33 protein-coding genes and 1 other RNA gene are annotated in these 21,186 nt (G+C 37.6%); 29 read left to right on the top strand and 5 right to left on the bottom strand.

Annotated elements, in window-relative coordinates:
- Nucleotides 1–6: 6 nt before the first annotated feature.
- From MHI34_RS05385 to MHI34_RS05270, 24 genes are all read left to right on the top strand, one after another.
- A complete protein-coding gene (locus MHI34_RS05385; RefSeq protein WP_342504211.1) occupies nucleotides 7–1,260 on the top strand; it encodes a phage portal protein in 1,254 nt (417 codons plus the stop codon).
- On the top strand, nucleotides 1,250–1,855 hold the full coding sequence (locus MHI34_RS05380) for an HK97 family phage prohead protease (RefSeq protein ID WP_342504210.1): 606 nt from the start codon (nucleotides 1,250–1,252) through the stop codon (nucleotides 1,853–1,855). Before MHI34_RS05385 ends, MHI34_RS05380 begins: the two co-directional genes overlap by 11 nt.
- Before the next feature lies 1 nt (nucleotide 1,856).
- Entirely contained in the window at nucleotides 1,857–3,026 is a 1,170-nt protein-coding gene (locus tag MHI34_RS05375; RefSeq protein WP_342504209.1) for a phage major capsid protein, read from the top strand.
- Between the two features lie 37 nt (nucleotides 3,027–3,063).
- Nucleotides 3,064–3,219, top strand: a complete 156-nt coding sequence (locus MHI34_RS05370) for a hypothetical protein (protein ID WP_342504208.1) — start codon at nucleotides 3,064–3,066, stop codon at nucleotides 3,217–3,219.
- The gene (locus MHI34_RS05365) at nucleotides 3,209–3,499 is read left to right on the top strand and encodes a head-tail connector protein (RefSeq protein WP_342504207.1); all 291 of its coding nucleotides are present in this window, start codon (nucleotides 3,209–3,211) and stop codon (nucleotides 3,497–3,499) included. The genes MHI34_RS05370 and MHI34_RS05365 overlap by 11 nt, the downstream gene beginning before the upstream one ends.
- 10 nt (nucleotides 3,500–3,509) lie before the next feature.
- Nucleotides 3,510–3,839: a phage head closure protein gene (locus tag MHI34_RS05360; protein ID WP_342504206.1), complete on the top strand. Its 330-nt coding sequence runs from the start codon at nucleotides 3,510–3,512 to the stop codon at nucleotides 3,837–3,839.
- Entirely contained in the window at nucleotides 3,836–4,261 is a 426-nt protein-coding gene (locus MHI34_RS05355) for an HK97 gp10 family phage protein (protein ID WP_342504205.1), read from the top strand. Before MHI34_RS05360 ends, MHI34_RS05355 begins: the two co-directional genes overlap by 4 nt.
- Nucleotides 4,258–4,734, top strand: coding sequence for a DUF6838 family protein (locus MHI34_RS05350; protein ID WP_342504204.1), 477 nt, complete (start codon nucleotides 4,258–4,260; stop codon nucleotides 4,732–4,734). Before MHI34_RS05355 ends, MHI34_RS05350 begins: the two co-directional genes overlap by 4 nt.
- A 3-nt stretch (nucleotides 4,735–4,737) precedes the next feature.
- The gene (locus MHI34_RS05345; protein ID WP_342504203.1) at nucleotides 4,738–5,793 is read left to right on the top strand and encodes a phage tail sheath C-terminal domain-containing protein; all 1,056 of its coding nucleotides are present in this window, start codon (nucleotides 4,738–4,740) and stop codon (nucleotides 5,791–5,793) included.
- Nucleotides 5,794–5,805: 12 nt separating this feature from the next.
- A complete protein-coding gene (locus MHI34_RS05340; protein WP_342504202.1) occupies nucleotides 5,806–6,240 on the top strand; it encodes a phage tail tube protein in 435 nt (144 codons plus the stop codon).
- Nucleotides 6,241–6,264: 24 nt separating this feature from the next.
- A complete protein-coding gene (locus tag MHI34_RS05335; protein ID WP_342504201.1) occupies nucleotides 6,265–6,657 on the top strand; it encodes a hypothetical protein in 393 nt (130 codons plus the stop codon).
- A gap of 207 nt (nucleotides 6,658–6,864) precedes the next feature.
- On the top strand, nucleotides 6,865–8,904 hold the full coding sequence (locus MHI34_RS05330) for a phage tail tape measure protein (RefSeq protein ID WP_342504200.1): 2,040 nt from the start codon (nucleotides 6,865–6,867) through the stop codon (nucleotides 8,902–8,904).
- Between the two features lie 12 nt (nucleotides 8,905–8,916).
- A complete protein-coding gene (locus tag MHI34_RS05325; protein ID WP_342504199.1) occupies nucleotides 8,917–9,339 on the top strand; it encodes a hypothetical protein in 423 nt (140 codons plus the stop codon).
- Nucleotides 9,339–10,316 carry a hypothetical protein gene (locus MHI34_RS05320; RefSeq protein ID WP_342504198.1) on the top strand — a complete coding sequence of 326 codons (978 nt, stop codon included), beginning with the start codon at nucleotides 9,339–9,341 and terminating at the stop codon, nucleotides 10,314–10,316. Before MHI34_RS05325 ends, MHI34_RS05320 begins: the two co-directional genes overlap by 1 nt.
- A complete protein-coding gene (locus MHI34_RS05315) occupies nucleotides 10,317–10,598 on the top strand; it encodes a DUF2577 family protein (protein ID WP_342504197.1) in 282 nt (93 codons plus the stop codon).
- Nucleotides 10,588–11,034, top strand: a complete 447-nt coding sequence (locus MHI34_RS05310; protein WP_342504196.1) for a DUF2634 domain-containing protein — start codon at nucleotides 10,588–10,590, stop codon at nucleotides 11,032–11,034. The genes MHI34_RS05315 and MHI34_RS05310 overlap by 11 nt, the downstream gene beginning before the upstream one ends.
- A complete protein-coding gene (locus MHI34_RS05305; RefSeq protein ID WP_342504195.1) occupies nucleotides 11,035–12,075 on the top strand; it encodes a baseplate J/gp47 family protein in 1,041 nt (346 codons plus the stop codon). It abuts the gene before it with no gap.
- Entirely contained in the window at nucleotides 12,072–12,419 is a 348-nt protein-coding gene (locus tag MHI34_RS05300) for a hypothetical protein (protein WP_342504194.1), read from the top strand. Before MHI34_RS05305 ends, MHI34_RS05300 begins: the two co-directional genes overlap by 4 nt.
- Nucleotides 12,420–12,427: 8 nt before the next feature.
- Nucleotides 12,428–13,246 carry a putative phage tail protein gene (locus MHI34_RS05295; RefSeq protein ID WP_342504193.1) on the top strand — a complete coding sequence of 273 codons (819 nt, stop codon included), beginning with the start codon at nucleotides 12,428–12,430 and terminating at the stop codon, nucleotides 13,244–13,246.
- Nucleotides 13,246–14,925: a hypothetical protein gene (locus MHI34_RS05290; protein WP_342504192.1), complete on the top strand. Its 1,680-nt coding sequence runs from the start codon at nucleotides 13,246–13,248 to the stop codon at nucleotides 14,923–14,925. The genes MHI34_RS05295 and MHI34_RS05290 overlap by 1 nt, the downstream gene beginning before the upstream one ends.
- Before the next feature lie 11 nt (nucleotides 14,926–14,936).
- Complete coding sequence (locus MHI34_RS05285) at nucleotides 14,937–15,320, top strand: hypothetical protein (RefSeq protein ID WP_342504191.1); 384 nt, start codon at nucleotides 14,937–14,939, stop codon at nucleotides 15,318–15,320.
- Nucleotides 15,321–15,322: 2 nt separating this feature from the next.
- Entirely contained in the window at nucleotides 15,323–15,430 is a 108-nt protein-coding gene (locus tag MHI34_RS05280; protein ID WP_342504190.1) for a CD1375 family protein, read from the top strand.
- Between the two features lie 83 nt (nucleotides 15,431–15,513).
- The gene (locus tag MHI34_RS05275) at nucleotides 15,514–15,918 is read left to right on the top strand and encodes a phage holin family protein (RefSeq protein WP_342504189.1); all 405 of its coding nucleotides are present in this window, start codon (nucleotides 15,514–15,516) and stop codon (nucleotides 15,916–15,918) included.
- The gene (locus MHI34_RS05270; RefSeq protein ID WP_342504188.1) at nucleotides 15,915–16,643 is read left to right on the top strand and encodes an N-acetylmuramoyl-L-alanine amidase; all 729 of its coding nucleotides are present in this window, start codon (nucleotides 15,915–15,917) and stop codon (nucleotides 16,641–16,643) included. The genes MHI34_RS05275 and MHI34_RS05270 overlap by 4 nt, the downstream gene beginning before the upstream one ends.
- A gap of 196 nt (nucleotides 16,644–16,839) precedes the next feature.
- Here MHI34_RS05270 and MHI34_RS05265 read toward each other — a convergent pair whose 3' ends face one another.
- The 3 genes from MHI34_RS05265 to MHI34_RS05255 form a co-directional block, all read right to left on the bottom strand.
- The gene (locus tag MHI34_RS05265; protein ID WP_342504187.1) at nucleotides 16,840–17,100 is read right to left on the bottom strand and encodes a hypothetical protein; all 261 of its coding nucleotides are present in this window, start codon (nucleotides 17,098–17,100) and stop codon (nucleotides 16,840–16,842) included.
- Nucleotides 17,101–17,123: 23 nt separating this feature from the next.
- On the bottom strand, nucleotides 17,124–17,645 hold the full coding sequence (locus MHI34_RS05260) for a PH domain-containing protein (RefSeq protein ID WP_342504186.1): 522 nt from the start codon (nucleotides 17,643–17,645) through the stop codon (nucleotides 17,124–17,126).
- Nucleotides 17,646–17,735: 90 nt separating this feature from the next.
- Nucleotides 17,736–17,957 (bottom strand): helix-turn-helix transcriptional regulator, encoded by a 222-nt coding sequence (locus MHI34_RS05255; RefSeq protein ID WP_342504185.1) that lies wholly within the window; start codon nucleotides 17,955–17,957, stop codon nucleotides 17,736–17,738.
- A gap of 214 nt (nucleotides 17,958–18,171) precedes the next feature.
- Between MHI34_RS05255 and MHI34_RS05250 the strand changes: the two genes are divergently transcribed.
- From MHI34_RS05250 to MHI34_RS05235, 4 genes are all read left to right on the top strand, one after another.
- Entirely contained in the window at nucleotides 18,172–18,357 is a 186-nt protein-coding gene (locus MHI34_RS05250) for a hypothetical protein (protein ID WP_342504184.1), read from the top strand.
- Nucleotides 18,358–18,420: 63 nt separating this feature from the next.
- Nucleotides 18,421–19,305, top strand: coding sequence for a helix-turn-helix domain-containing protein (locus MHI34_RS05245; protein WP_342504183.1), 885 nt, complete (start codon nucleotides 18,421–18,423; stop codon nucleotides 19,303–19,305).
- Between the two features lie 13 nt (nucleotides 19,306–19,318).
- On the top strand, nucleotides 19,319–19,495 hold the full coding sequence (locus MHI34_RS05240) for a hypothetical protein (RefSeq protein WP_158499501.1): 177 nt from the start codon (nucleotides 19,319–19,321) through the stop codon (nucleotides 19,493–19,495).
- Entirely contained in the window at nucleotides 19,482–19,649 is a 168-nt protein-coding gene (locus tag MHI34_RS05235) for a hypothetical protein (RefSeq protein WP_342504182.1), read from the top strand. The genes MHI34_RS05240 and MHI34_RS05235 overlap by 14 nt, the downstream gene beginning before the upstream one ends.
- Before the next feature lie 139 nt (nucleotides 19,650–19,788).
- Here MHI34_RS05235 and ssrS read toward each other — a convergent pair.
- Nucleotides 19,789–19,981, bottom strand: a non-coding RNA gene (gene ssrS / locus MHI34_RS05230) — 6S RNA.
- A gap of 246 nt (nucleotides 19,982–20,227) precedes the next feature.
- On the opposite strand from ssrS, the gene MHI34_RS05225 reads away from it, so the two are divergent.
- Nucleotides 20,228–20,566: a zinc ribbon domain-containing protein YjdM gene (locus tag MHI34_RS05225; protein WP_036117890.1), complete on the top strand. Its 339-nt coding sequence runs from the start codon at nucleotides 20,228–20,230 to the stop codon at nucleotides 20,564–20,566.
- A 57-nt stretch (nucleotides 20,567–20,623) separates the two neighbouring features.
- Here the strand turns inward: MHI34_RS05225 and MHI34_RS05220 are convergent, their stop codons facing one another.
- The gene (locus MHI34_RS05220) at nucleotides 20,624–21,136 is read right to left on the bottom strand and encodes a zf-HC2 domain-containing protein (protein ID WP_101966956.1); all 513 of its coding nucleotides are present in this window, start codon (nucleotides 21,134–21,136) and stop codon (nucleotides 20,624–20,626) included.
- Nucleotides 21,137–21,186 lie beyond the last annotated feature (50 nt).

Raw genomic sequence — 21,186 nt, 5'->3', positions numbered from 1 at the left:
GAGATTGTGGGATTAATTAAAGAGTGGCGTGAATGGCGTGATTATAGGCGTATTCAGGAATTTCGTGAAAGCGGAATGGATGAATTATTGCTGCAAGCAGGTTTAACAAGTGCAGTATTAACAAAAGATGAAGCATTAAGCATACCTAGTGTTGGCACCTGTGTAGACTTGATTTCGGATCTTATTGCTACTTTACCTATCAAATTGCACAAAGAAACTAGCGGTAAAGTTGAAGAAATGGAAGATGATAGACGTGTTTTTCTACTTAATGACGAGACACTAGATACGTTAGACGGATTCCAGTTTAAAAAGGCCCTAGTAACTGATTACTTGTTGGAGGGTGCAGGGTATGCATATATCAACCGAAGAAGAAACGATGTTGAAAGTATTCACTATGTAGAAAACCGAAATGTTTCGGTGCTAGTTGGTATTGATCCAATATTTAAAAGCTATGATATTTCCGTTAATGGAGTGAACTATCGTGAATTTGAATTTATAAAGATCGCTCGAAATTCAAAAGACGGTGTAACAGGCAATGGCATCATTAAGGATCACAATAAAATTTTATCGGTTGCGTACAATACGCTTGTTTTTGAGGAAGCACTTGTTAAAACTGGCGGTAATAAAAAGGGTTTCTTAAAGTCATTGGGCCGATTGTCAAAGGATGCAATTGCCGAATTAAAAGAAGCCTGGAACAATTTATATAAGAACAATACAGAAAATATTGTTGTATTAAATAATGGGTTAGATTTCAAAGAGGCATCCAGTACATCGGTTGAAATGCAGCTTAATGAAAACAAAAAGACCAATTCAAGCGAAATAAATAAGCTTTTCAAAGTACCTGATAGCATTTTGGATGGCTCAGCCAACGAAGAAGTGCATACAAACTTTATTAAAAATTGCATACTGCCGATTATTCGAGCAATTGAAACGGCATTGAACAAGGACTTGCTACTTCCATCGGAAAAAGAGCAGTCTTTTTATTTTGCTTTCGATATGAAGGAGCTAGTCAAAGGCGATATTGAAAAACGCTATAAAGCTTATGAAATTGCGTTGAAAAACGGCTGGATGCAGGTAGATGAGGTTCGCTATTTAGAAGATCATCCTCCACTTGGTTTAGAGTTCATTAAATTAGGCTTACAAGATGTCTTGTATGATCCAAAAACTAAGACAATTTATACGCCAAATACCAATAAAACCGCTGATATTTCAGAAGGTGGCCAAGTGGCCGAGAAGGGAGGTGAAGAAGTTGAGGATTGAAATTAGAGAAAATCAAGTGTTGCTAGATGGCTATGTAAATGCTGTTGAACGTGAAAGTCGTGTTTTACCTTCACCAAGAGGACGTTTTAAAGAAAAAATTCGTGCTAAAACGTTTGAAAGGGCTTTGGATAAGGCTGAAAACGTTGATTTATTATTCAATCACGACAAAAACCGTAAGCTTGGATCATTACAAGAAGGTAATCTGCAGCTGTATGAGGATAACATCGGTTTACGTGCTATTGCCCATGTATCTGATGAAGATATTATTCAAAAGGCGAAAGACGGCAAGTTGAAAGGTTGGTCATTTGGTTTTATCGATAACAAGCCATCATGGGAAGACGGAGAAGATGGCATTCAGAAACGCACACTTGAGGACATCGAGCTTTTAGAAGTGTCTATTTTAGATAAAACGCCAGCTTATGTAGCTACTTCAATAGAGGCTCGCGGAGAAGATCAGGCGATTTCAGAAACTCGCGGTGCAGATTTTAAAGCTGAGATTGAAAATCGTACAGAAGAAGCACGTTCTAAGAAAGATATAGATTACTCATTATATGAAAAACAAATTGAGCTTTTAAAATTGAAAGGTGGAAACTGACATGAAAAGAGATATTAAGAAATTTATTGAAACGCGATCTATGCCATCACTAGTTGAACAGCGCAACAACTTATTAGATGAAATGGACAATTTACTAAAGGGTGCCAAAGAAGAAACGCGCGCACTAACCGACGAAGAATCAAATCGTTTTGATGAAATCAAAAGCCAAATTGCAGGACTAGATAAAACAATCACTGCATTGGATGAAGCACGTTCTTTAGACAAAAAATTACCTGCTAAACAAGCTGAACAACGCACACAAGAAGAAGCTGAAACACGCGCCTTCGACAGCTATATTCGCGGTTTAGTGGAGGATCGAGCAGATGTTAATTTAACAGTAGGTGCAAATGGGGCCGTAATTCCTTCTAGCATTGCCAACAAGATCATTCAAAAGGTATACGATATTTCACCAATCTATCAATTGGCAACTCGCTATAATGTGGGAGGTACTTTAAGTATTCCATACTATGATGAATCGGCAGGAACAATTGAAATGGCTTATGCTGATGAATTTGTGGAGTTGGAATCTACTAGCGGTAAACTAGGTTCAATTGAGTTAAAAGGTTTCTTAGCTGGTGCATTAAGTAAGGTATCTAAATCACTTGTTAATAACTCACAATTTGATATTGTGTCATTCGTAGTTACTAAAATGGCAGAAGCAATTTCTAAATGGATTGAAAGAGAATTATTAAACGGTACATTAAATAAGGTCGAAGGGCTTTCTACTGTTACCCAAACTGTAACTGCAGCAGCTGCAACGGTATTAACAGCAGATGAATTAATTGATGTGCAAGAAGAAGTACCTGACGTTTTCCAGGGTAACGCCATTTGGATCATGAATAAAACCACTCGTAAAGCTATTCGAAAATTGAAAGATGGACAAGGCAATTACTTATTAAACAAAGATGCTACAGCACGTTGGGGCTATTCTTTACTAGGTAAAGATGTGTATACATCGGATAATATGTCAGGGATGGCAGCAGGAAAAACAGCTATTTTCTATGGTGATATGTCAGGCCTTGCGGTAAAACTTGCAGAAGATGTTTCAATTCAAATTCTACGTGAAAAATTTGCTACTCAACACGCAATTGGTGTAGTTGGCTGGATTGAAATTGACTCTAAGGTGGAAAATGCTCAAAAAATCTCTAAATTAGTTATGAAATCAGCGTAGGGGCTATGCTCTACGTTTTTTTATTGGAGGTGACAGGATGAAAGTAAAAGCACTTGTAAGCTTTTCGGGTAGCGTCACAATGTCTAAAGATGAAGTGAAAGTGGTATCTAAAGAAGTTGCGGAGGACTTGTTACAAGCTGGCCATGTAGAGGAAGTTGTTACAAAAAAGCAGGTGAAAACTGATGCAGGTTAGTGAAATTACGCCAGGTGAGCTGGCTAAATATGCACGAGAAGATGAAACAGATACAGAAGTCCTTTCAACTTTTACGCTTATTTTATCAGCAGTAAAAGGTTATATAAAAGGCTATACAGGCTTATCGAATGAACAAATGGACACAAAAGAAGATATTTCGATTGCTGTTTTTGTACTTTCCAATGAAATGTATGAAAATCGTGTCTTTACAGTGAAAGATAACAATGTAAATAAGGTTGTTCAATCCATACTAGATATGCATTCTATTAATTTACTGTGAGGTGAGTATTATGAATCCTGGCGATTTAAGACACAGAATAGAAATCCTCACTAATCAAAAGACAAAAAATGAATTGAACGAAACTGTTTATGAATTTCTACCTGATAAAAAAATGTGGGCTGCCATTATTCCACAAACTGGCTCACTCCAACAACAAGTGGCTGACACAATCCTAACGAATGTCACACATAAAGTCATTGTGCGATACAGCACAGGCAAAGACATTACGAAAGATATGCAGATTAGATTTAAAGGCCATACATTTGAAATTAAATATATTCTTAATCCTTATTTCAAGAATGAGACACTTGAAATCTTTGTCCAGGAGGTGTTGAAATGATTCAAATGAATGGTCTAACTGACTTTCAACGAGATTTATTTAATGTAGCAACGAAGGATCTGCCTAACGAGGCCCCTAAACTGATGCGTAAAATTGGATCAAAAGCTAGAACAACTGTAGCCAAAAAATCACGGAGTCTTGTAAAAAAGAAAACAGGTGGATACCACAAGAAATGGAAACGAGGAAAAGTCTTTGTTGGTTATAATGGCGATTTAGTTGTACGTGTTTATAATTCTTCTCCACATGCTCATTTGGTCGAGGACGGCCACTGGATGGTAGACCATGATGGCAATAGAACAGGTGATTTTGTTCATGGTAAGAAACCGTTGGACAAAGGTATGAGAGAATTTGAAACCTCAGGTAATGTTGAAATTGAAACAGTGAAATGGCTAGATGAATTGTTGAGGAAAAAGAAATTATGATTACGTTTAAACAAATACAAACAACAATCAATGAAAAGTTGCAATCGAATTTTAGCATTGATGTTATAAGTAAATCTGCAAACGAGGGTTTTACACGGCCGTCTTTCAAAGTGGAACTGGATAATGTGAAGCGTGTGGGCCATTTAACGCAGGTTGAAAAGGCTTGTACGGTTCGCATTTTTTATTTCCCTGCAGATGAAAATAACTCTATTGAATTATTAGATGTTCAGGAAACACTAGGTAATCTATTTGATCTTAAATTCACAATTGAGGATCGTCATTTAGATATAAACGAACCGAATTTTGATGAAATAGATGGCGTGCTGCAGTTTGAATTTGATCTTCAATTCTTTGATGGTCGCGAATATGAAAATGAAGACGTTGGTTTCGAAGATGAAATAAAGAATGGTAAAGATTTTTATGAAAAATATCCAATTGAGCTTATGGGTGAATTGGTTGAGGAAGGGGATTAAACAATGGGCCTACCGCAAATTAATATTGAGTTTATTGGTAAAGCCGATACGGTTATCACACGTAGCCAGCTAGGAATAGTTGCTTTGATCTTAAAAGATGAAGTGCAGACAGCTGATACAGTGATTTACAAAAGCTTTGATGAAGTAAAAACAAATGAATGGTCGCCAGTAAACCTGGATTACATTCAGAAGACATTTATCGGAACACCAAGCAAAGTTATTATTGAGAGATTGCCAACAACTGCAGAGAATTACACTGACGCATTGCAACGACTGAATAATAAACGCTTTAATTACTTGGCCATTCCAGGAATTAAGGACGCTGATACAGCTGCTATTGAATCTTGGATCAAGAAAAAACGTGTGGAGAAAAAGACTTTCAAAGCAGTATTACCTAACACCTTAGCGGATCATGAAGGAATTATTAATTTCACAACTGCAGGAATCAAGGTAAAAGAAAAAGAGTACACAACATCTGAATACACATGCCGAATTGCTGGCATTTTAGCAGGGGTTCCGTTTACTCGTTCATCTACTTATTACGAGCTACCTGAAATCGACAGTATTACAGAAATTGAAGATCCTGATGAAGCTGTTGATAAAGGCGAACTTATTCTTATTAATGACGGTGAAGTTATTAAGATTGGCCGAGGCGTAAATAGTTTGACGACACTTTCAGGAGTGAAGACAGAGGACTTTAAATCGATTCGTGTTGTGGAAGTTATGGATATGATTAAAGACGATATTCGGACAACCTTTGATAAATATTACATCGGTAAATTAAACAATACCTATGATAACCAGGTACTATTTTTACAGTCTGTTAATGTATATTTTTCAGGATTAGGAGATCAAGAAATACTAGATCCTAAATTCGATAATTTAGCAGAAGTTGATGTAAAAAAACAACGTGCCGCATGGGAGAAAATCGGTGTTGATACATCTGATTGGGACGATCAAAAAGTGAAAGAAAGAACCTTTAAGCGCAATGTATATTTAGGTGGGAAAGTTAAAATCGTTGACGCTATGGAGGATTTAGATTTAGATATTGCAATTTAAGGAGGGGAACGCATGAAAAAAATTAAGTCAAATAAAGTGATTAATGGTTCATTTGGTAGCGTTTGGGTTAACAATGAAAAATGGCTCGACATTGAAGAATTTGAGGCTAAAGTATCTATCGATTATGAAGACGTAAACATGGCCGAGGATTTAGCTACGCATAAGAAAATGACAGGTTGGACAGGAGAAGGCACGCTAAAGGTGAAAAAAATTTACAGCCGAGGGGCTGGATTATTAGCAGTTGCCGTGAAAAAAGGTATTACGCCAGAGGTAAATATTGTTGGCAAGCTTGCCGATCCTGACGCTTTTGGTTCTGAGCGCGTAGCCATTAAAGAAGTAACTTTCAATGAATTTGTGTTAATGCAATTTGCGCAAAAAACAATCGGAACAGAAGAACTGCCATTTAGCTTTGCAGACTATGATCCAATTGATTTGATTGGCGCCTAAATAAATATATCGGAGGAAAATTAAATGTCTAAAAAAACAATCAAACGATTAACGGTTACAGATTTAATGAAGGAAAAAGAAAAGTACCAAGTGAAGGATGATGTCACTGAGGAAGTACTTGTAGAGCGTTTGGGCGTAGAAGTAGTATTGCGTAAACCTGAAAAGTCTTTATGTGTTGATACTATGAAAATGGCTCGTGATGAAAATAATGATACAGACGCAGATGTTTATATGGTGTATAACACAATGGTTGAACCAAATTTAAAAGATGCAGAATTACAGAAAGCATATGGTTGTACATTACCAACAGACATCGTGGCGAAAATCTTTGATCCTGGTGAAATTGAACAATTATCAGGCATGGCACTTGAATTAGCAGGTTATAAAAAAGGCGGAGTTAAAGTTATAAAAAACTAATTGATAGTGATGATGATTTTTATTTTCTTCATCACTATATTCAAAAAGGTCATACACTCGATTATTTGTTGAACTTGCAGTATGACGAAAAGTTGTTCATGACCGCAAGTTTGGACAAAGAGTTGGAAGAAAGAGATAAACGTATGAAAGCTGGAGCGATTACAACAATATCGTTCTAGCTTTTTCTTTTGTAAAGGCGGTGAGGGATTGGGAAATAGGGTTATATCTGCAGTTCTTACCTTGCAAGACCGTGATTTTTCTAGCAATTTAAGGCGTGCTAGTGATCGAGCTGATGATTTTGGCCGAGGTGTTACCAGGGTCGGAAATCAAATACAACGTTTTGGACAAGGTGCTGCCAAAGCATTTAAAACGGTAGCAATGGGGGCTGGCGCGTTAGGTGCTGCAGGAGTTGCGGCGCTAGGTGCAAATGTAGGTAAAACTATCTTGGACATGGGTAGCTCTTTGGATATGTTAGAGGCCCAAACTGGCGCAACTGCATCTCAAATGGAAGTGTACGGAAGTGCCGCAAAGGAAGTATTCAGCAAAGGGTACGGTGAAAACATCGATGAAGTAACAAATGCATTAGCTCGCGTAAAACAAAACATGAAGAATATCGATAATGGCGAATTGAGCAAAGTCACTTCTAATGCAATGTTGTTAGCAAAAACTTTTGAAGGTGACGTGAACGAAGTCACTCGCGGCACAAACAATATGATGGAGGCTTTCGGCATCTCAGCTGATAAGGCATTCGATTTATTTACTGCAGGTGGCCAACGTGGATTGAACTTTAGTAATGAAATGTTCGATAACGTTGCAGAGTATTCTTCTTTATTTGGCAATATGGGCTATAGTGCAGAAGAATATTTCGGCATTATGGAACGAGGCGCGAAAGCTGGCGTTTACAACCTGGATTATGTGAATGACGTCATGAAAGAGTTTCAGATCAAGGTTAAAGATGGCTCGAAGTCAACGGATGAAACATTCTCAGCCATGAGTAAATCGACATTTGATTTATGGGAGTCTTTTAATAAAGGCGAGGCAACAGTAGCAGAAGTCGCAAGTGCTGTTACAGCTGAGTTAAAAGGTATGGATGACCAGGTAACGGCCAATCAATTAGCGGTTGCCCTTTTCGGTACAAAATGGGAAGACCTCGAAGCAGGGGCCATGTATGCAATGCTTGGATCAAAAGACGCCATGAAGGATTTTGAAGGAGCAACAGATGCAGCAGCTGCTACAGTGGAAGGGAGTCTTAAAAACAGACTAATTTCATCTTGGCGTGAGTTGCAGGTAGGAATTGCCGATGTTGTAAACGGTGCAGGAGCACAAGAATTTTTACAAGGTGTTGCGGATAAAGCGGATGAACTTGTACCGAAGATCCAGGGCATTGTAGAAAAAGCATTTGAGTTTGGTAACACGGTAAGAGAGAATTGGGGGCCAATTAAAGAAACCCTCGTCGGTGTGGGAACAGCTGTGGGAGTTTTAGCTGTTGGAATGGGGGCATTAAAGGTCATTACGACAGTCACAACTATGATCCAGGGCTTTAAGACAGCAATGGGCCTAGCAACAGCTGGACAATGGGCCATGAATACGGCCATGCTTGCAAGTCCTCTTACATGGGTAGTTGTGGGTATTGCTGCAGTAGTTGCAGCAGGTGTCTTGTTATATCGAAATTGGGATACTGTTAAGGCAAAAGCAAGTGAATTGTGGCAAAGATTACTCGATAATCCATTGTTAGCCCTTGTAGCTGGCCCATTCGGAGCAATAATTGCGGCAGGCATAACGTTATATAAACATTTCGATGACGTAAAAAGGGTGTTTAATAGTTTTAAAGATGCAATTATGAGCTTTAAAGTACCAGGATGGGTTTCGAAAATTGGAGGGGCTTTAAGCGGTGCGGCAAGCAAGGTTGGTAATTTCATTTCAGGTTCACACGCAACTGGTTTAAATACGGTACCCTACGATGGATATATTGCCGAGTTGCATAAAGGTGAAATGGTTATTCCTGCTCGCCAATCCGAGAGAATCCGTGCAGCTGGTGGATCAATAGATAATGTGGATCAAATGGTTCAGCCTTCACCTGGTGCGGTAGCAACGCCTACACCTGGAGGAAGTACTTCACAGTCTACACCTGCAAATAGTGGCGGTATAACTTTAAACATTCAAAACTTAAATGCCAAAGGAATTACAGCAATGGAAGTAGCGAATGAACTTGTGCCATTACTAAAATTAAGATTGGCCAATTTATAGGGGGTTGAATAGATGGATATATTTTTAAGTATCAATAATCGTGAACAAGTTATTCAGCTTCCTATCGTGCCGTCAGAATTTAAAATAGCAAGCCCTCTAAACCATGAAACCTATACGACTATTAATCAAGGTGATATTAAGTTGATTGGTCAAAGAGGGTTGAAGTCGTTGACAATCGATTCTTTCTTTCCTTCTAAGGTATACCCATTTTCAAGAAACAAAAAGTATTTTGGATGGGAGTATTATGAAATCATCCAATCATGGATCGATAGACGAGTTCCGATTCGATTAATCATTACGAATACACCCATTAATATACCTGTTGTCATAGACAACTTTGAGGCAGGTGTACAAGACGGATCAGGTGATGTTTATTATTCGCTCGCTTTATCTGAGTTTAAGTTTATTAATCTCAATAAAAAGAAGGTGAAATGATGGCCCACGAATTATGGTTAATCAAGGGTGATACCAAGATCAATATTACACCAATGATAGGTACCTTAACCTGGCGTAGTAACATGGAGGAATTAGGGGATGAACTTAATTTTAGCATTGCCTTTAATGATGCGAATTATTTTCCAGTGAATCCGTGCGATATAGGCGATATGGTTGTTTTGCTTAACAATGGAAAAGAAATCACGCGTGCTATTATTGTGGACGAGGTAAAGAGTGGAACTTCACCTATTGCATACATTGGATTTGATTATGCCTTTTATCTAAATAAATCCACAGCTGTATATCAATTTAAAAAGCTATCTGCAGACGCCTGTATTAAGAAGATATTAAAAGACTTCAATGTTCCAATTGGTAAGATCACATCTATTCCTAAACCAATAACACAAATTTATAACGATAAAAAAGTAAGTGAAATTATTAAAGACATTTTAGAGACTGCAGAAAAATCGTTAGGCTTGAAATATTTAATGGAAATGCGCCAGGGTAAACTATATATCGAAAAACAAAGTAATGCAGTAGTTACTGGAACATTTCAACTTTATGCAGGTGGTACAAAGTACGACATCCATTCAGCTATTATGAATCCATCTAAAAAACGTAGCATTGTGGACATGGCCAACACAATTCAGATTGTGGGCAACAATGATAAAGTTGTTTTAACAAAAACGGATAATAAAATGGTTGAGAAATATGGCCGAATTACTAAAGTAGTTAAGCTAGATCAGAATGAGAAGAAAAGCGCTAAACAGATTGCTGAAAATGAATTAAAGCAGTTTTCCAAAATCATTGAGGAAAACGAAGTTGACTTAATGGGCGATGATAATTTTAGAGCTGGACGCCTGTTTAAATTAGACGAGCCAGTGACAGGCATTAAGGGTACATTTTTAATCAAAGATGTGTTGCATACAATCAGCAAAGGAATCCACACAATGAAGCCTAGTTTAGAGGTGAAGTAAATGGATGCATTGACAGAACTAGCTCTACTTATTAGAGGTGGCCAAGATCCCACAACAGCAAATGCCGCTAAATCTATGACAACTGGAAAAGTCATTACGCCTCCACCTAACACGAATATACAGTTAAACGAAACAATCACTTTGGATAATGAACAATTAATATTTACTGAAACGGTTGTTACTAAAGGCTTGATAAATGGTGATGAAGTTATTTTAATTCCAACAGCTGATGAACAAATGTATTTTGTGATCGATAAGGCGGTGAAGTTTGATGTTACCTAAGATTGCAGAACTTGAATTTAATACACAGGAAAACGAAACGGACTTGCCACCACTAGGTAAGTCTTTTTTATATGACTTTGATAAAAAAGACTTTGTAATGCGTAATGGGAAGATGGTTGCTATTCACGGCCTGGAAACATTGAAGCAATGGATCATAAAAGTTTTAAAGACTGAGCGTTTTCGTTTCAGGATTTATAAAGATGAAAACTATGGTGCAACACTGGACGATTTAATCGGTTCTAGCTTGCCACGCGCTTTTATTGAGGCAGAAATCAAACGAGAAGTTACTGCAGCATTATTGGAACATACGCACATTCAAGAAGTACAAGAGTGGCAATTTGAGCGTGATGGTAAGTGGATGCGTATAAAATTTAGAGTCGTTACCGTAGAAGGGGCGTTTGATATGGATGAACAGTTAAAGGGGGTGGCAGCTTAAATGGAAGATGAAAAACTCATTCATGATCGCATGATGTCTGGCATTAGTGACGAGTACGACAAAGCAAAAGGTGAGTTTATTTATGATGTAACAAAGCCTGCAGCTGTAGAGTTTGCTAGTCAGCAAAAGAAAATTTCAGAAGTACAAGAGAAATTAGATATTGAGAATTTAACAGGTGATGAATTAACACGTACTGTATATCAACGCACAGGGCAAAGCCGAAAGTTGGCCACACAAGCGACAACGACTGTCATTGTATCGGGTGCAGCTGGAACGATAGTTAGAACTGGCGAATTAGTTGGTACGGATACGATTTTATTTACTGTAATCGAAGAAGCAACGGTAAATGAAACTGGATTAGGCCATGTTCGAATACAGTGTAACGAGTTTGGTCAAATAGGAAACGTGCCAGCCAATACAATCAAAAACTTTCCTGTATCCATACCGGGTTTAATCAATGTATATAATCCAGATCCTGTTGTGGATGGCTATGATGCGGAAACGGATAACGATTTACGCCAAAGATATTATGACAAGCTGCAGCGCCCAGGTAAGGCAGGCAACAAATATCATTATCGTGAATGGGCCTTAGAAGTGACAGGCGTTGGTGATGCAAAGATATTCCCTCGCTACAACGGCCCACTATCAATGAAAGTAGTTGTAATCGATGCGAATAAATTACCTGCACCGTCTGAGCTAGTAGAAGATGTGAGGGAACACATCGAGAAGGAAATGCCGTTTGGTGTTGAGGATCTTCTTGTAATACCTGCAGTTGCATTGTTTCTCAATTTAACATTAGCCATAACTTTAATGCCTGGCTTCTCGTTTGAAGTGGTCAAAGCAAATATCAAAAAGAATATTACAAAGCATTTAAAAGAGATAGCTTTCAAGACTTCATTTGTGAGCTATGCAAAAATTGGGGCGCTCATTATAGACAGTGACGGAGTTATGGATTATCAGGATTTACTCGTTAATGGATCAACAGCAAATGTTGTTATTCCTGACGATGGGGTGCCAGTAATGGGAGGTGTTAATGAATGAATCACATGACAGTGTATTTAAAAAATAAGGTTCTAACGGACAATTTAAGGACAGCAACAGTATATGTAGCCCTCTTTAATAACGATGTTGAAGTTAACACGACAAGTTATGCAAGGCAGCAAGGTATATTCGCAACACCAACAGATGGTCAAACATCGAATAACGCTGATATTTTATTCCCCATTGCTGCAGAGTCCTGGGGAGATATTTCACACATCGGCATTTTTGACGCGAAAACAGGAGGCAATTTGCTGTTTAAATCGCAAGCCGAATTTACAAAGAATATCGATGTATCAAGTCAATACAAGATACCTAAAAACTATTTGATTGTTCGATTGAAGTAGGTGAGACTATGCACGCTATACCACAATCAGAATGGGGCCAAGCTACAGTCTTTACCTGGGGTGAGCTCTCAGCGCACCAATGGGAATGCTTTAGACTTGCCCTGATGATTACAGAAACAGAGTTACAGACACAAGGCGTAACCGTAGCAACGTCAGGCAATTCCCTGAATGAAGTTATAACAGAGTTGCAGCCGCAAGGTGTTAAAGTAGTGCAATCGCCTATCATCATGCAGACACAAACAGAAATGATTACAAGTATAGTTGTTTCCACAAAAGATTATCTAACAGACATGATTAAGCATTTACCACTGTATGAGCGTAAATCAACGATTTTCAGAGCTGTTTTAACCGCATATGATAAAGAGTTCCGAAACACTGAACAACAGCTAGAAATAGTCGATAGGAACCTTTTTGTGGATACGGCAATTGAAGCCCTGCCAATATATGAACGTGATCTTGGCATTAAACAAAATAGCTCATTACGTTATGACCAACGCAGGGAACAAATTACATCACGTAATCGAGCAAGCTTTGACCAAACAACTAAAGCAACTATTAAAGCTGTAGCAGCTGCTTTCGGTAACGGTGAAGTAGAAGTAAATCCAACAGATACACCAGGCATTTACGAGATTCGATTCGTCGGTACCAGGGGCATACCTGACAATGTGGAAGGGTTAAAGCAAGCTATTGATATTATTGTTCCAGCACATCTACAGTTTGATTATGTGTATTCTTTCAATACGTGGGATTTCATAAGTGATCGAACATGGGAAAATGTAAGCAAAATAACTTGGGAAAATATAAAAATATGGGACGAGGTGATTTGATGCAACTTACACCAAAATTAGAATTAAAAAAGCCTGATTTAACGGATAACGTGAACATTCAGGATCTAAACGACAACATGGATGTGTTGGACACTGCAGTAAGTGAATTGCAGGAGGGTAGCGCATCGATTCCTGATTTAGAAACAAATGATAAGACGCTGGCAGGGGCGATTAATGAGATTAAACAAACTGTAAGTGATGTTGAAACAAATGCTCAACAGCAACTTAAAAACCATGAGGCCGATTATGTGAAGCACCCTGCATACGCGGACGCCACATTTAATGGCACAAATTTGTATACTGTTAATTTAAACCCGACGATTACAGAATACACAAAAGGTCTAGGTATTGTATTTGGAGTAACTACCACAACAGCACTCAACGTGCAATTGCGAGTTGGTACATTACCTGCAAAAGATGTTTTAAAATCAAATGGTCAAGTGTTACGAGGAACGACAGCCAACGCTGTGTATGCTGTACGCTATAACCCATTAGCGGCTAACGGCAACGGGGCTTTTATCTTACTGGGTGAAAGGGGGAGTGGGAACGCACAACCTCAAGACGTGCGAAAAGACAAGACATTTACCAATGATAACGGCGAGCAAGTGGGGACGCTCGTTGCATATGGTACTAGCGAGGAAATACCGATTGACAAGTTATCGTCAAGTATTACATCTAACTTTTTTGGTGATCTACCGTTGGTATGGAACTACGGCAATGTATTGAACAACATCGCAACTTCGCCGACGCTTGTACGATACAACTACGTAGATAAGGTACTACATTTAGCAGCGGGTCAGGTTTATAAAGCCTACGATGGTCAGACATTAAAGTGGCAGACCGCAACAACTAACACTACTGGTTATACTCATTTATTGGATGCGGAAAACCGCATACTTTACATTTCTATGGTAGACGGGAAAATATCAAAGAGGGACTCAAATAATGTTGCGGCGCAATATTGGGAGACTACAGATACAGGAATGGACGGCGCTAACAGGACTACACATATTCCTAACAATCAAGGTTTTATAGGTTTTGCAGGTGGCACTACAGGTTTGCGTTTTTCGACAAATGGTAATAAGCTATGGACGTTAACGAGTGGTATTGTTAAAGGTACAATCACAGCGATATGTGCAACGCAAGCCAATGAAATTTTCGTGGTGGCTTATGAATACACAGGTTCGTATGTCTCCACCTTGTACAAAATCAATGGCGCTACAGGTGCGGTTACCACAACGGCTTTAACGGGTTTTCAGTCAGTAGAAATGGTAAACTTTATACGCGTAGATGAAGTTAATCAGAAACTCGTTTTGCTTGGTGCATACGGCAGTATGCAAACGCGTGCTATCAGCAACCCATCGACGATGTTTAATGCGATCGGAGGAGGGTATACGAACGAAACTAAAGGTATGGAAATTGATAATCAAGGTCGCATATATGTAGTGCACAATAATGGCAGAAACGGTTTCGGACTTACAAAATTCACGACACAGCTAGGGGCTATGTGGCAATGTAAATTGTATGGTACTACTAGCTTCACAAGTTTTATGCTAGGACTCGATATTGATCGTACCCCTAACACGCCTTACCCAGAACTGTATCTTGCTAGGACGCAAGGGTCGGGTAGTAGTGGTGAAGTATTTAGAAGTAAACAAACATATACGATAATGACATAGGAGGGCACACAATGCCAACATTATTTTTAGACTCAAATCATCCAAGTGGAACAAAAGTTCAGCTCATAGCATATGACACAACAGGATGGACACAAGAAGATTTAGAACGCGGTATCCTGGTCGAAGCTATTCCCGAACCCGAAAATAACGGCAAAGGATGGGAATTGCATATCAACAAAGACACGAAAGACATGTGGTACGAGTATTTTGAGTTACCATTAACACCTGAACAGGTCATTCAAAAATTGCGAAACGAAATGGCAACAGTCAAAGCAGAAAACGAAGATTTAAAATTAGCAATAGTTGAATCGGCAGAGGCACAACAACAAGACAAAATAGAAAATCAATTAGCTATTGCGGAATTGGCGGAATTAATAGCAACTAAGGAGGTGTAATAATGGCTAAATTATATTGGGATTTAATTAAAATGAATTTGCGAACAGTTGACCAGGTGCCATTGTTGTGGAGAGAAGCTGTTCAGGCATTACTCGATGAAAACAAGTAGACGCAGCATTAGCTAGCGTTATTTTTTATGCCTTTCACAGCCATTGTGGAGGGCTTTTATATTGGGAAAAGGGAAGTGTTCAAATGGAAAAATGGATTGCTGTAATAAGTGGAACAATAGGCACAATCGTTTCATATTCAGTTGATGGGTTAGGAATGGCTGTGACGGTTCTAATCGGTTTCATGGCTATTGACTATGCCACAGGTATCATGAGTGGAGTCGTTAATCAAAACTTAAATAGTCGTACAGGCTTCAACGGCATCATACGCAAGATTTATTACTTAATGCTAGTAGGATCGGTTTATTTATTGTCCATTGTGATTCCTGGCATTGAGTACGCAGGAGATGGAGCAGCCATTGCATTTTGTGTATTGGAATTTATATCAATCACAGAAAACGGTACAAAAATGGGCTTGCCAATGCCTGACTTTGTAAAAAATATTTTAGCAATTGTGAAGGACAAAACAGGAGAGGGTGAGGTTAAATGACAAAACCACAAGAAATAGAATTTCATGTTGGCCATTATGGTGATCGAACAGGGGCACGAGGTATTATTGATGAAGTACAATATGCTCGTAAATTTATTAAACGGATTTACGACATTTGTGTTTCTAACTGTGTACCAGCAACTTATTATGAAGATAAAATTTCAAAGAACCAAACTCAAAACATTAACAATTTAATTGCTCACCATAATCAAGATCGTAATGGATTTATTGTATCTGGTCATTTAAATGCAAGTGGATCTGTCACAGACCAAGGCATAGGGGCTGAGGTACTTTATTACGATCAGGTTACTGTCGCTCAAAAAGTAGTAGATGCTATTTGTAATGCAAGCGGTATGAAAAATCGTGGAGCTAAAAAACGTACAGATTTGGGTGTGCTTGTAAAAACTTATGAACCTGCTATTTTAATTGAGTTTGGTTTTGTTACAAGTAAAAAAGATGTTGAATTAATGGATCAACACTTTGAAGCGATTTGCCAAGCTATAGCGAAAGTTTTAGCAGCACATATTGGATACACGATAAAAATGGAGGTAGGCAACGTGGATAAACCTATAGTAGAAGCTAAAGTAATGCTAAATGATGCCAAGTCCATCCCTGCAATCATTCAAGACGGAAGAACGTATGTACAAGTACGAGAGCTTGCAGATTTGTTAAATTTAAAGCTTATTTATAATAATGAAAGCAAAATAACAAAATTATATCAGTAACTAAAAAGCCCAGGATCTCTTTGGAACCTGGGCTTTAATAAATTCTTGCATAAATAGTCACAATCGTTTATCATATAAACAATTAACTAAGTGGAATGTAAATATATATTTTCAAATAAGGTTTAATTTTTCTGAAAATCATATTATTTATTTTTTATTAACTACGTGGGAAAAAAGTCGCCTTTTGGTGGCTTTTTTATTTGTTCATCATATTTTCCACTGTCAATTCTACAATATCTTTCACATTTTCATCAGTAATACCCTCGTATGAACTGTCATAAATCTCGATTAGTTTAACTCGAAATGCTTCTCTCATATCATCTTCATGCTCTAAATCAAAATTTCTCACATACCCATTTTCGTCACGTCGTAAGTCAGCAGTTTGCTTGATTACAGGCTCGACATAAGGCATACCAAAATTTAAAAATTCATCCAATGTGTAATTCTTCTTTGTCATTTCAACAACCCCCATATCATCTTTTATATTCCTAGCAATTGCTTTTTCTTCGCGTCAAATTCTTCCTGAGTGATTAATTCATCCTCTAATAGTTCCTTTAATTCTCGAATTTCATCGGCTACATCATATATGTCCTTTTCCTGTTTAGCAGCAGGTGAAGAAGATGTTTTTGCCTTTGCTTTAAGGTTCTCGATCCCACTTTTTATTTCAAGTGCAATATGCGCTGGCACATCGTCAATGATTGCCTTGTTTCCAGTAGATACGATTTCGATTGTTGAGTAAACAAGCTTATTAGAAATGTTAATACTGCTAATTGAAGATAAAGGAATGCTTTTTTCATCGTTAGATACAAGTCCTTTAATCTCATGCAATAAAACACGTTGGTCGGTTACATAAAGTTGTTTTACACCTTTAACAGATGCACATACAGCGAGTAGTGTTTCACCTTGATCTGTAAATCGATCATCAAACATTTGAATCTGTTTAGCCATTGCTTTCTTCTTACCAAAGCCAGCAAATTTAATAGTTTCAGCGATAGTGTCCATGTCATGCACTCCTTACAGATAATTGTAATTGTAATTTCATTCTATAGAAAATCCTGCCAATAGTACATATAAAAAAACAGACAACCAATGTTAGCTATCTGTTTCTTCATCTATGCGCTGCAGTAAGTCACCTAAATTTTTTACTTCCAAAGCGATCATGATTTTTTCGAGTGCATCCTTTGGATACATCTTCACTTTATTATTAGCAATTTCACTAATCAAACGTGTTGTAAGTCCTGTTTGTTCCGCTAAATCCTTCTGACTCATATCCTTTTCGGCAAGTAATACTTTTAATCTCGACTTTAAGTACATCTGCACACCTCTTTCATTCCGATTATCTTAATTAAATTATAAATTAAGAAATAAAATTACGCAATTAGTAATTGACATTACGAATAAAGTAATTTACTATTTGAGTAACAAAGTTACTTTAATAGTAATTAAATTATTTTATTAATAACTGAAAAGACGAAAGGCGGAATTGAAATGCAAACTTATGAATCACACAAAAAAGAATATTGGGTAGGTGAATAAATTGAAAACCATTCAACAACGTCAGAAATACCTTCAAGCAAAAATGAACCAACACAATGAAATTACGGATGCTCATAAGTATCAAAATCGATTGAAGTGGATTATTAGGTATCATAGTCTGCTTACAGATTTAGAAGTAAAAGAGATACGTGATAATTTACGTAAAGCATTTAAGTAAACACGAACAATATTCATTCAATGGATCCTAGAAAGTTCGGAATTAGAAAGCGAGGTGAAAACGATGGCATTTGAATATTTAGCACAATACACAACATTTGATTCAATAGCAGACATGGACACAGCTGTAGAAAATCACATGGCAGTTCATTACTACGATTTAACAGAATCAGAACGTGCCATCGTTTTCAAGCTTGCTAGTCATGCTTTAGAGCACCCAGGAGCTTGTCATTTGAAAGCTGCCACAATTGCTGCAGCATTGGAGATCAGCACAAAGACAGTTTATCGGAGTGTCAAAAAGTTAGAGGATTTAGGCATCATCGAGAAAGTACCAGGAACGAAATTAAACGGCATCAAGGGAGCTAGTATTTATCGCATTCTACCTTATGTCCCATCGAGCGTGTCCCAACGAGAGACAGCTCAGGCCATCAGTAATGACGCGGTTTCTGAAACTTTTACAGAAAACCAATCATCTAAATCTTTTAATCATTTATCTTTTAAAACAAGCACTTTACAAGAAATATATAATAATGCTCACGCTGTAAAAGAAGCTTGTAAGGAATACATGAACGAGTATCAGGTGATGTTATTCGACTTCATGAATAGCCTGCCATTAGCTGATAACTTGAAAGAGGAATTACACAAGGTTGTATTAGCTGCTCAGGTTCAAAATGCACCTGACTTGATAAAAGCTAAGAACGTGCTATTTAAAATCGCTATGGATATTAAAGAGGGCATCTTGACAGTAACAAGCACATTAAGAGCCGTATTTGTAGGAGCGTATAACAAGGCTGTGAAGCGTTCTAGTGTGAAGCTTAGCAATTCATCATCTATAGAAGAAACAGCTAATAGAGAGCGTCCAGTACCTTTCTATAACTGGCTAGAGGATAGAGATAGTCGTTCGGAAATATGTAGTAGACCAAACTTAGAAAACTGGCTTGAATGGTGAAAGGGGATTAATAATGAATAAATTAGAAGTGTTGATAGAAGCGTTGAAATTTTATGCAGATGAAAGGAATTATTTACAAGAGTATAGCTACAATTCTGATGAATATATGGAATCTGTAGTTGTACATGATGGTGGAGATATGGCAAGAGAAGTATTAGAAAGGTTGGAGATCGAAGATGACTCATTTTGAATATATGGAGCAACAAAGGCAATTATCGATTTTCGATTTAGAGGACCAATATGAGGGAATGAAATTCAAAAAGGCATCCACGATTGTTAGTAAACCTGTTGATAAAAAAATGTATATTGAGCCTCGCATGAGAGTGTATATTGTGCGGAGATAAACAAGTGTTTAGTTTTAATTTCCAATAATTATAATGAGGTTTAACCCCAATTTAACCCCATTGGCTATTTTGGGATGAAAAAAGCACCTTAACCAATTTGGCTAAGATGCTGTAGAAACCTTGATATAACACTATTTAAGTAAAAGCCGCGTATGCCGTAGTTATTATAGAAAGTTTTAAACCACCACTCCTCAAAGTGGGTGTTCGCAGAAGTTTTCCTGCTTATCCTCATGCACCGTAGTGTGAGGCCCGTCATTCCAACTCCAATAATAAAACTCCCTTTTACAGCTTAAAGGTTAAAACTTAATATTATACGAACAATGCAGCCTTTATGGATATAATAAAGCATGATCGACGAACATGCAAGTAAGATGATTACTGTAAATTAGTCAATGGGCAAGTGTTCCAAATGGTGTAATCGACATCTAGAAATACCTTCAAAATGGTGCCACTGCTTCATATTTTTTTCACAAATACGAACGGAAAATACGAACAGTCTTTACTTATTATGATTGATTATGTAAAGATAGGAGCATAAAGAGGATTTTCCTAGAAAATATGTAAAGGAGGAAGCGGAAATGGCAGCTTATCCAAATTGTCCAAAATGTCATTCTGAATATACGTATGAGGATGGCGTAAACTATGTGTGTCCGGAATGTGCACATGAGTGGAGTATGAACGCATCAGAACAGGAGTCGGATGCACTTATTGTAAAGGATGCAAATGGCAATCTGTTAGCTGACGGCGATTCAGTTACCATTATTAAGGATTTAAAGGTGAAGGGTAGTTCTTCCACTTTAAAAATTGGGACAAAGGTAAAAAGTATTCGTCTTGTAGAAGGCGATCATAATATTGACTGTAAAATTGATGGCTTTGGTGCTATGAAATTAAAGTCAGAATTCGTGAAAAAAGCATAAAAACCAAAAGGCACCTAAACTTTAGAAATCAGTTTAAGGTGCTTTTTGTATAATTATTTATTGAAAAACCCTACGTAGTAGAATGGCAAAAGCAGCACCTAATAAGGCGAAAATTGTATGTAAAAGAGCGATGTAGCCGGCTGCAATCACGAGTGCTCCTATTTCTGCGAAGGAATAGGTTGTAATATAGAGCCCATTATTTAGATTATTAATGATAGCCCAAACAAATACAGGCACGGAGCTTATGATAAAGACAATCCAGATGTTTTTATAGAAAAGGTAAGAAAGACAACCGAAAAGTGCATATGAGATAACAAAGCCCTTTTGATTGCCGAGTAAGGATGAATTAATGGCAAACATAAAAGATAACACAATAAATATGATGTGAAAAAAGGATAATGTTCTTTTCATGGGTAAGTATTCATCTTGAGTTGGCTGTGAATGGGCTAGCCGCTGACATTGCTGACAAGTTGTTAGATGTTGTTCTACAAATTCTATCGTCGGTGCTTGGAGCTTTTGTTTTTTATAAAGAGGTATTAAATCTTCTACAATCGAGCATTCCTGTGACAATACTTTCCCTCCAATCCATGTCCTCTCATTATACGATTTTTTTTAGAAAA

The sequence above is a fragment of the Lysinibacillus sp. FSL L8-0126 genome (assembly GCF_038630385.1).
Lineage (GTDB): Bacteria > Bacillota > Bacilli > Bacillales_A > Planococcaceae > Lysinibacillus > Lysinibacillus fusiformis_D.
The sequence above is the reverse complement of the archived record's forward strand: the minus strand, read 5'-3'. Positions and strand labels throughout refer to the sequence as shown.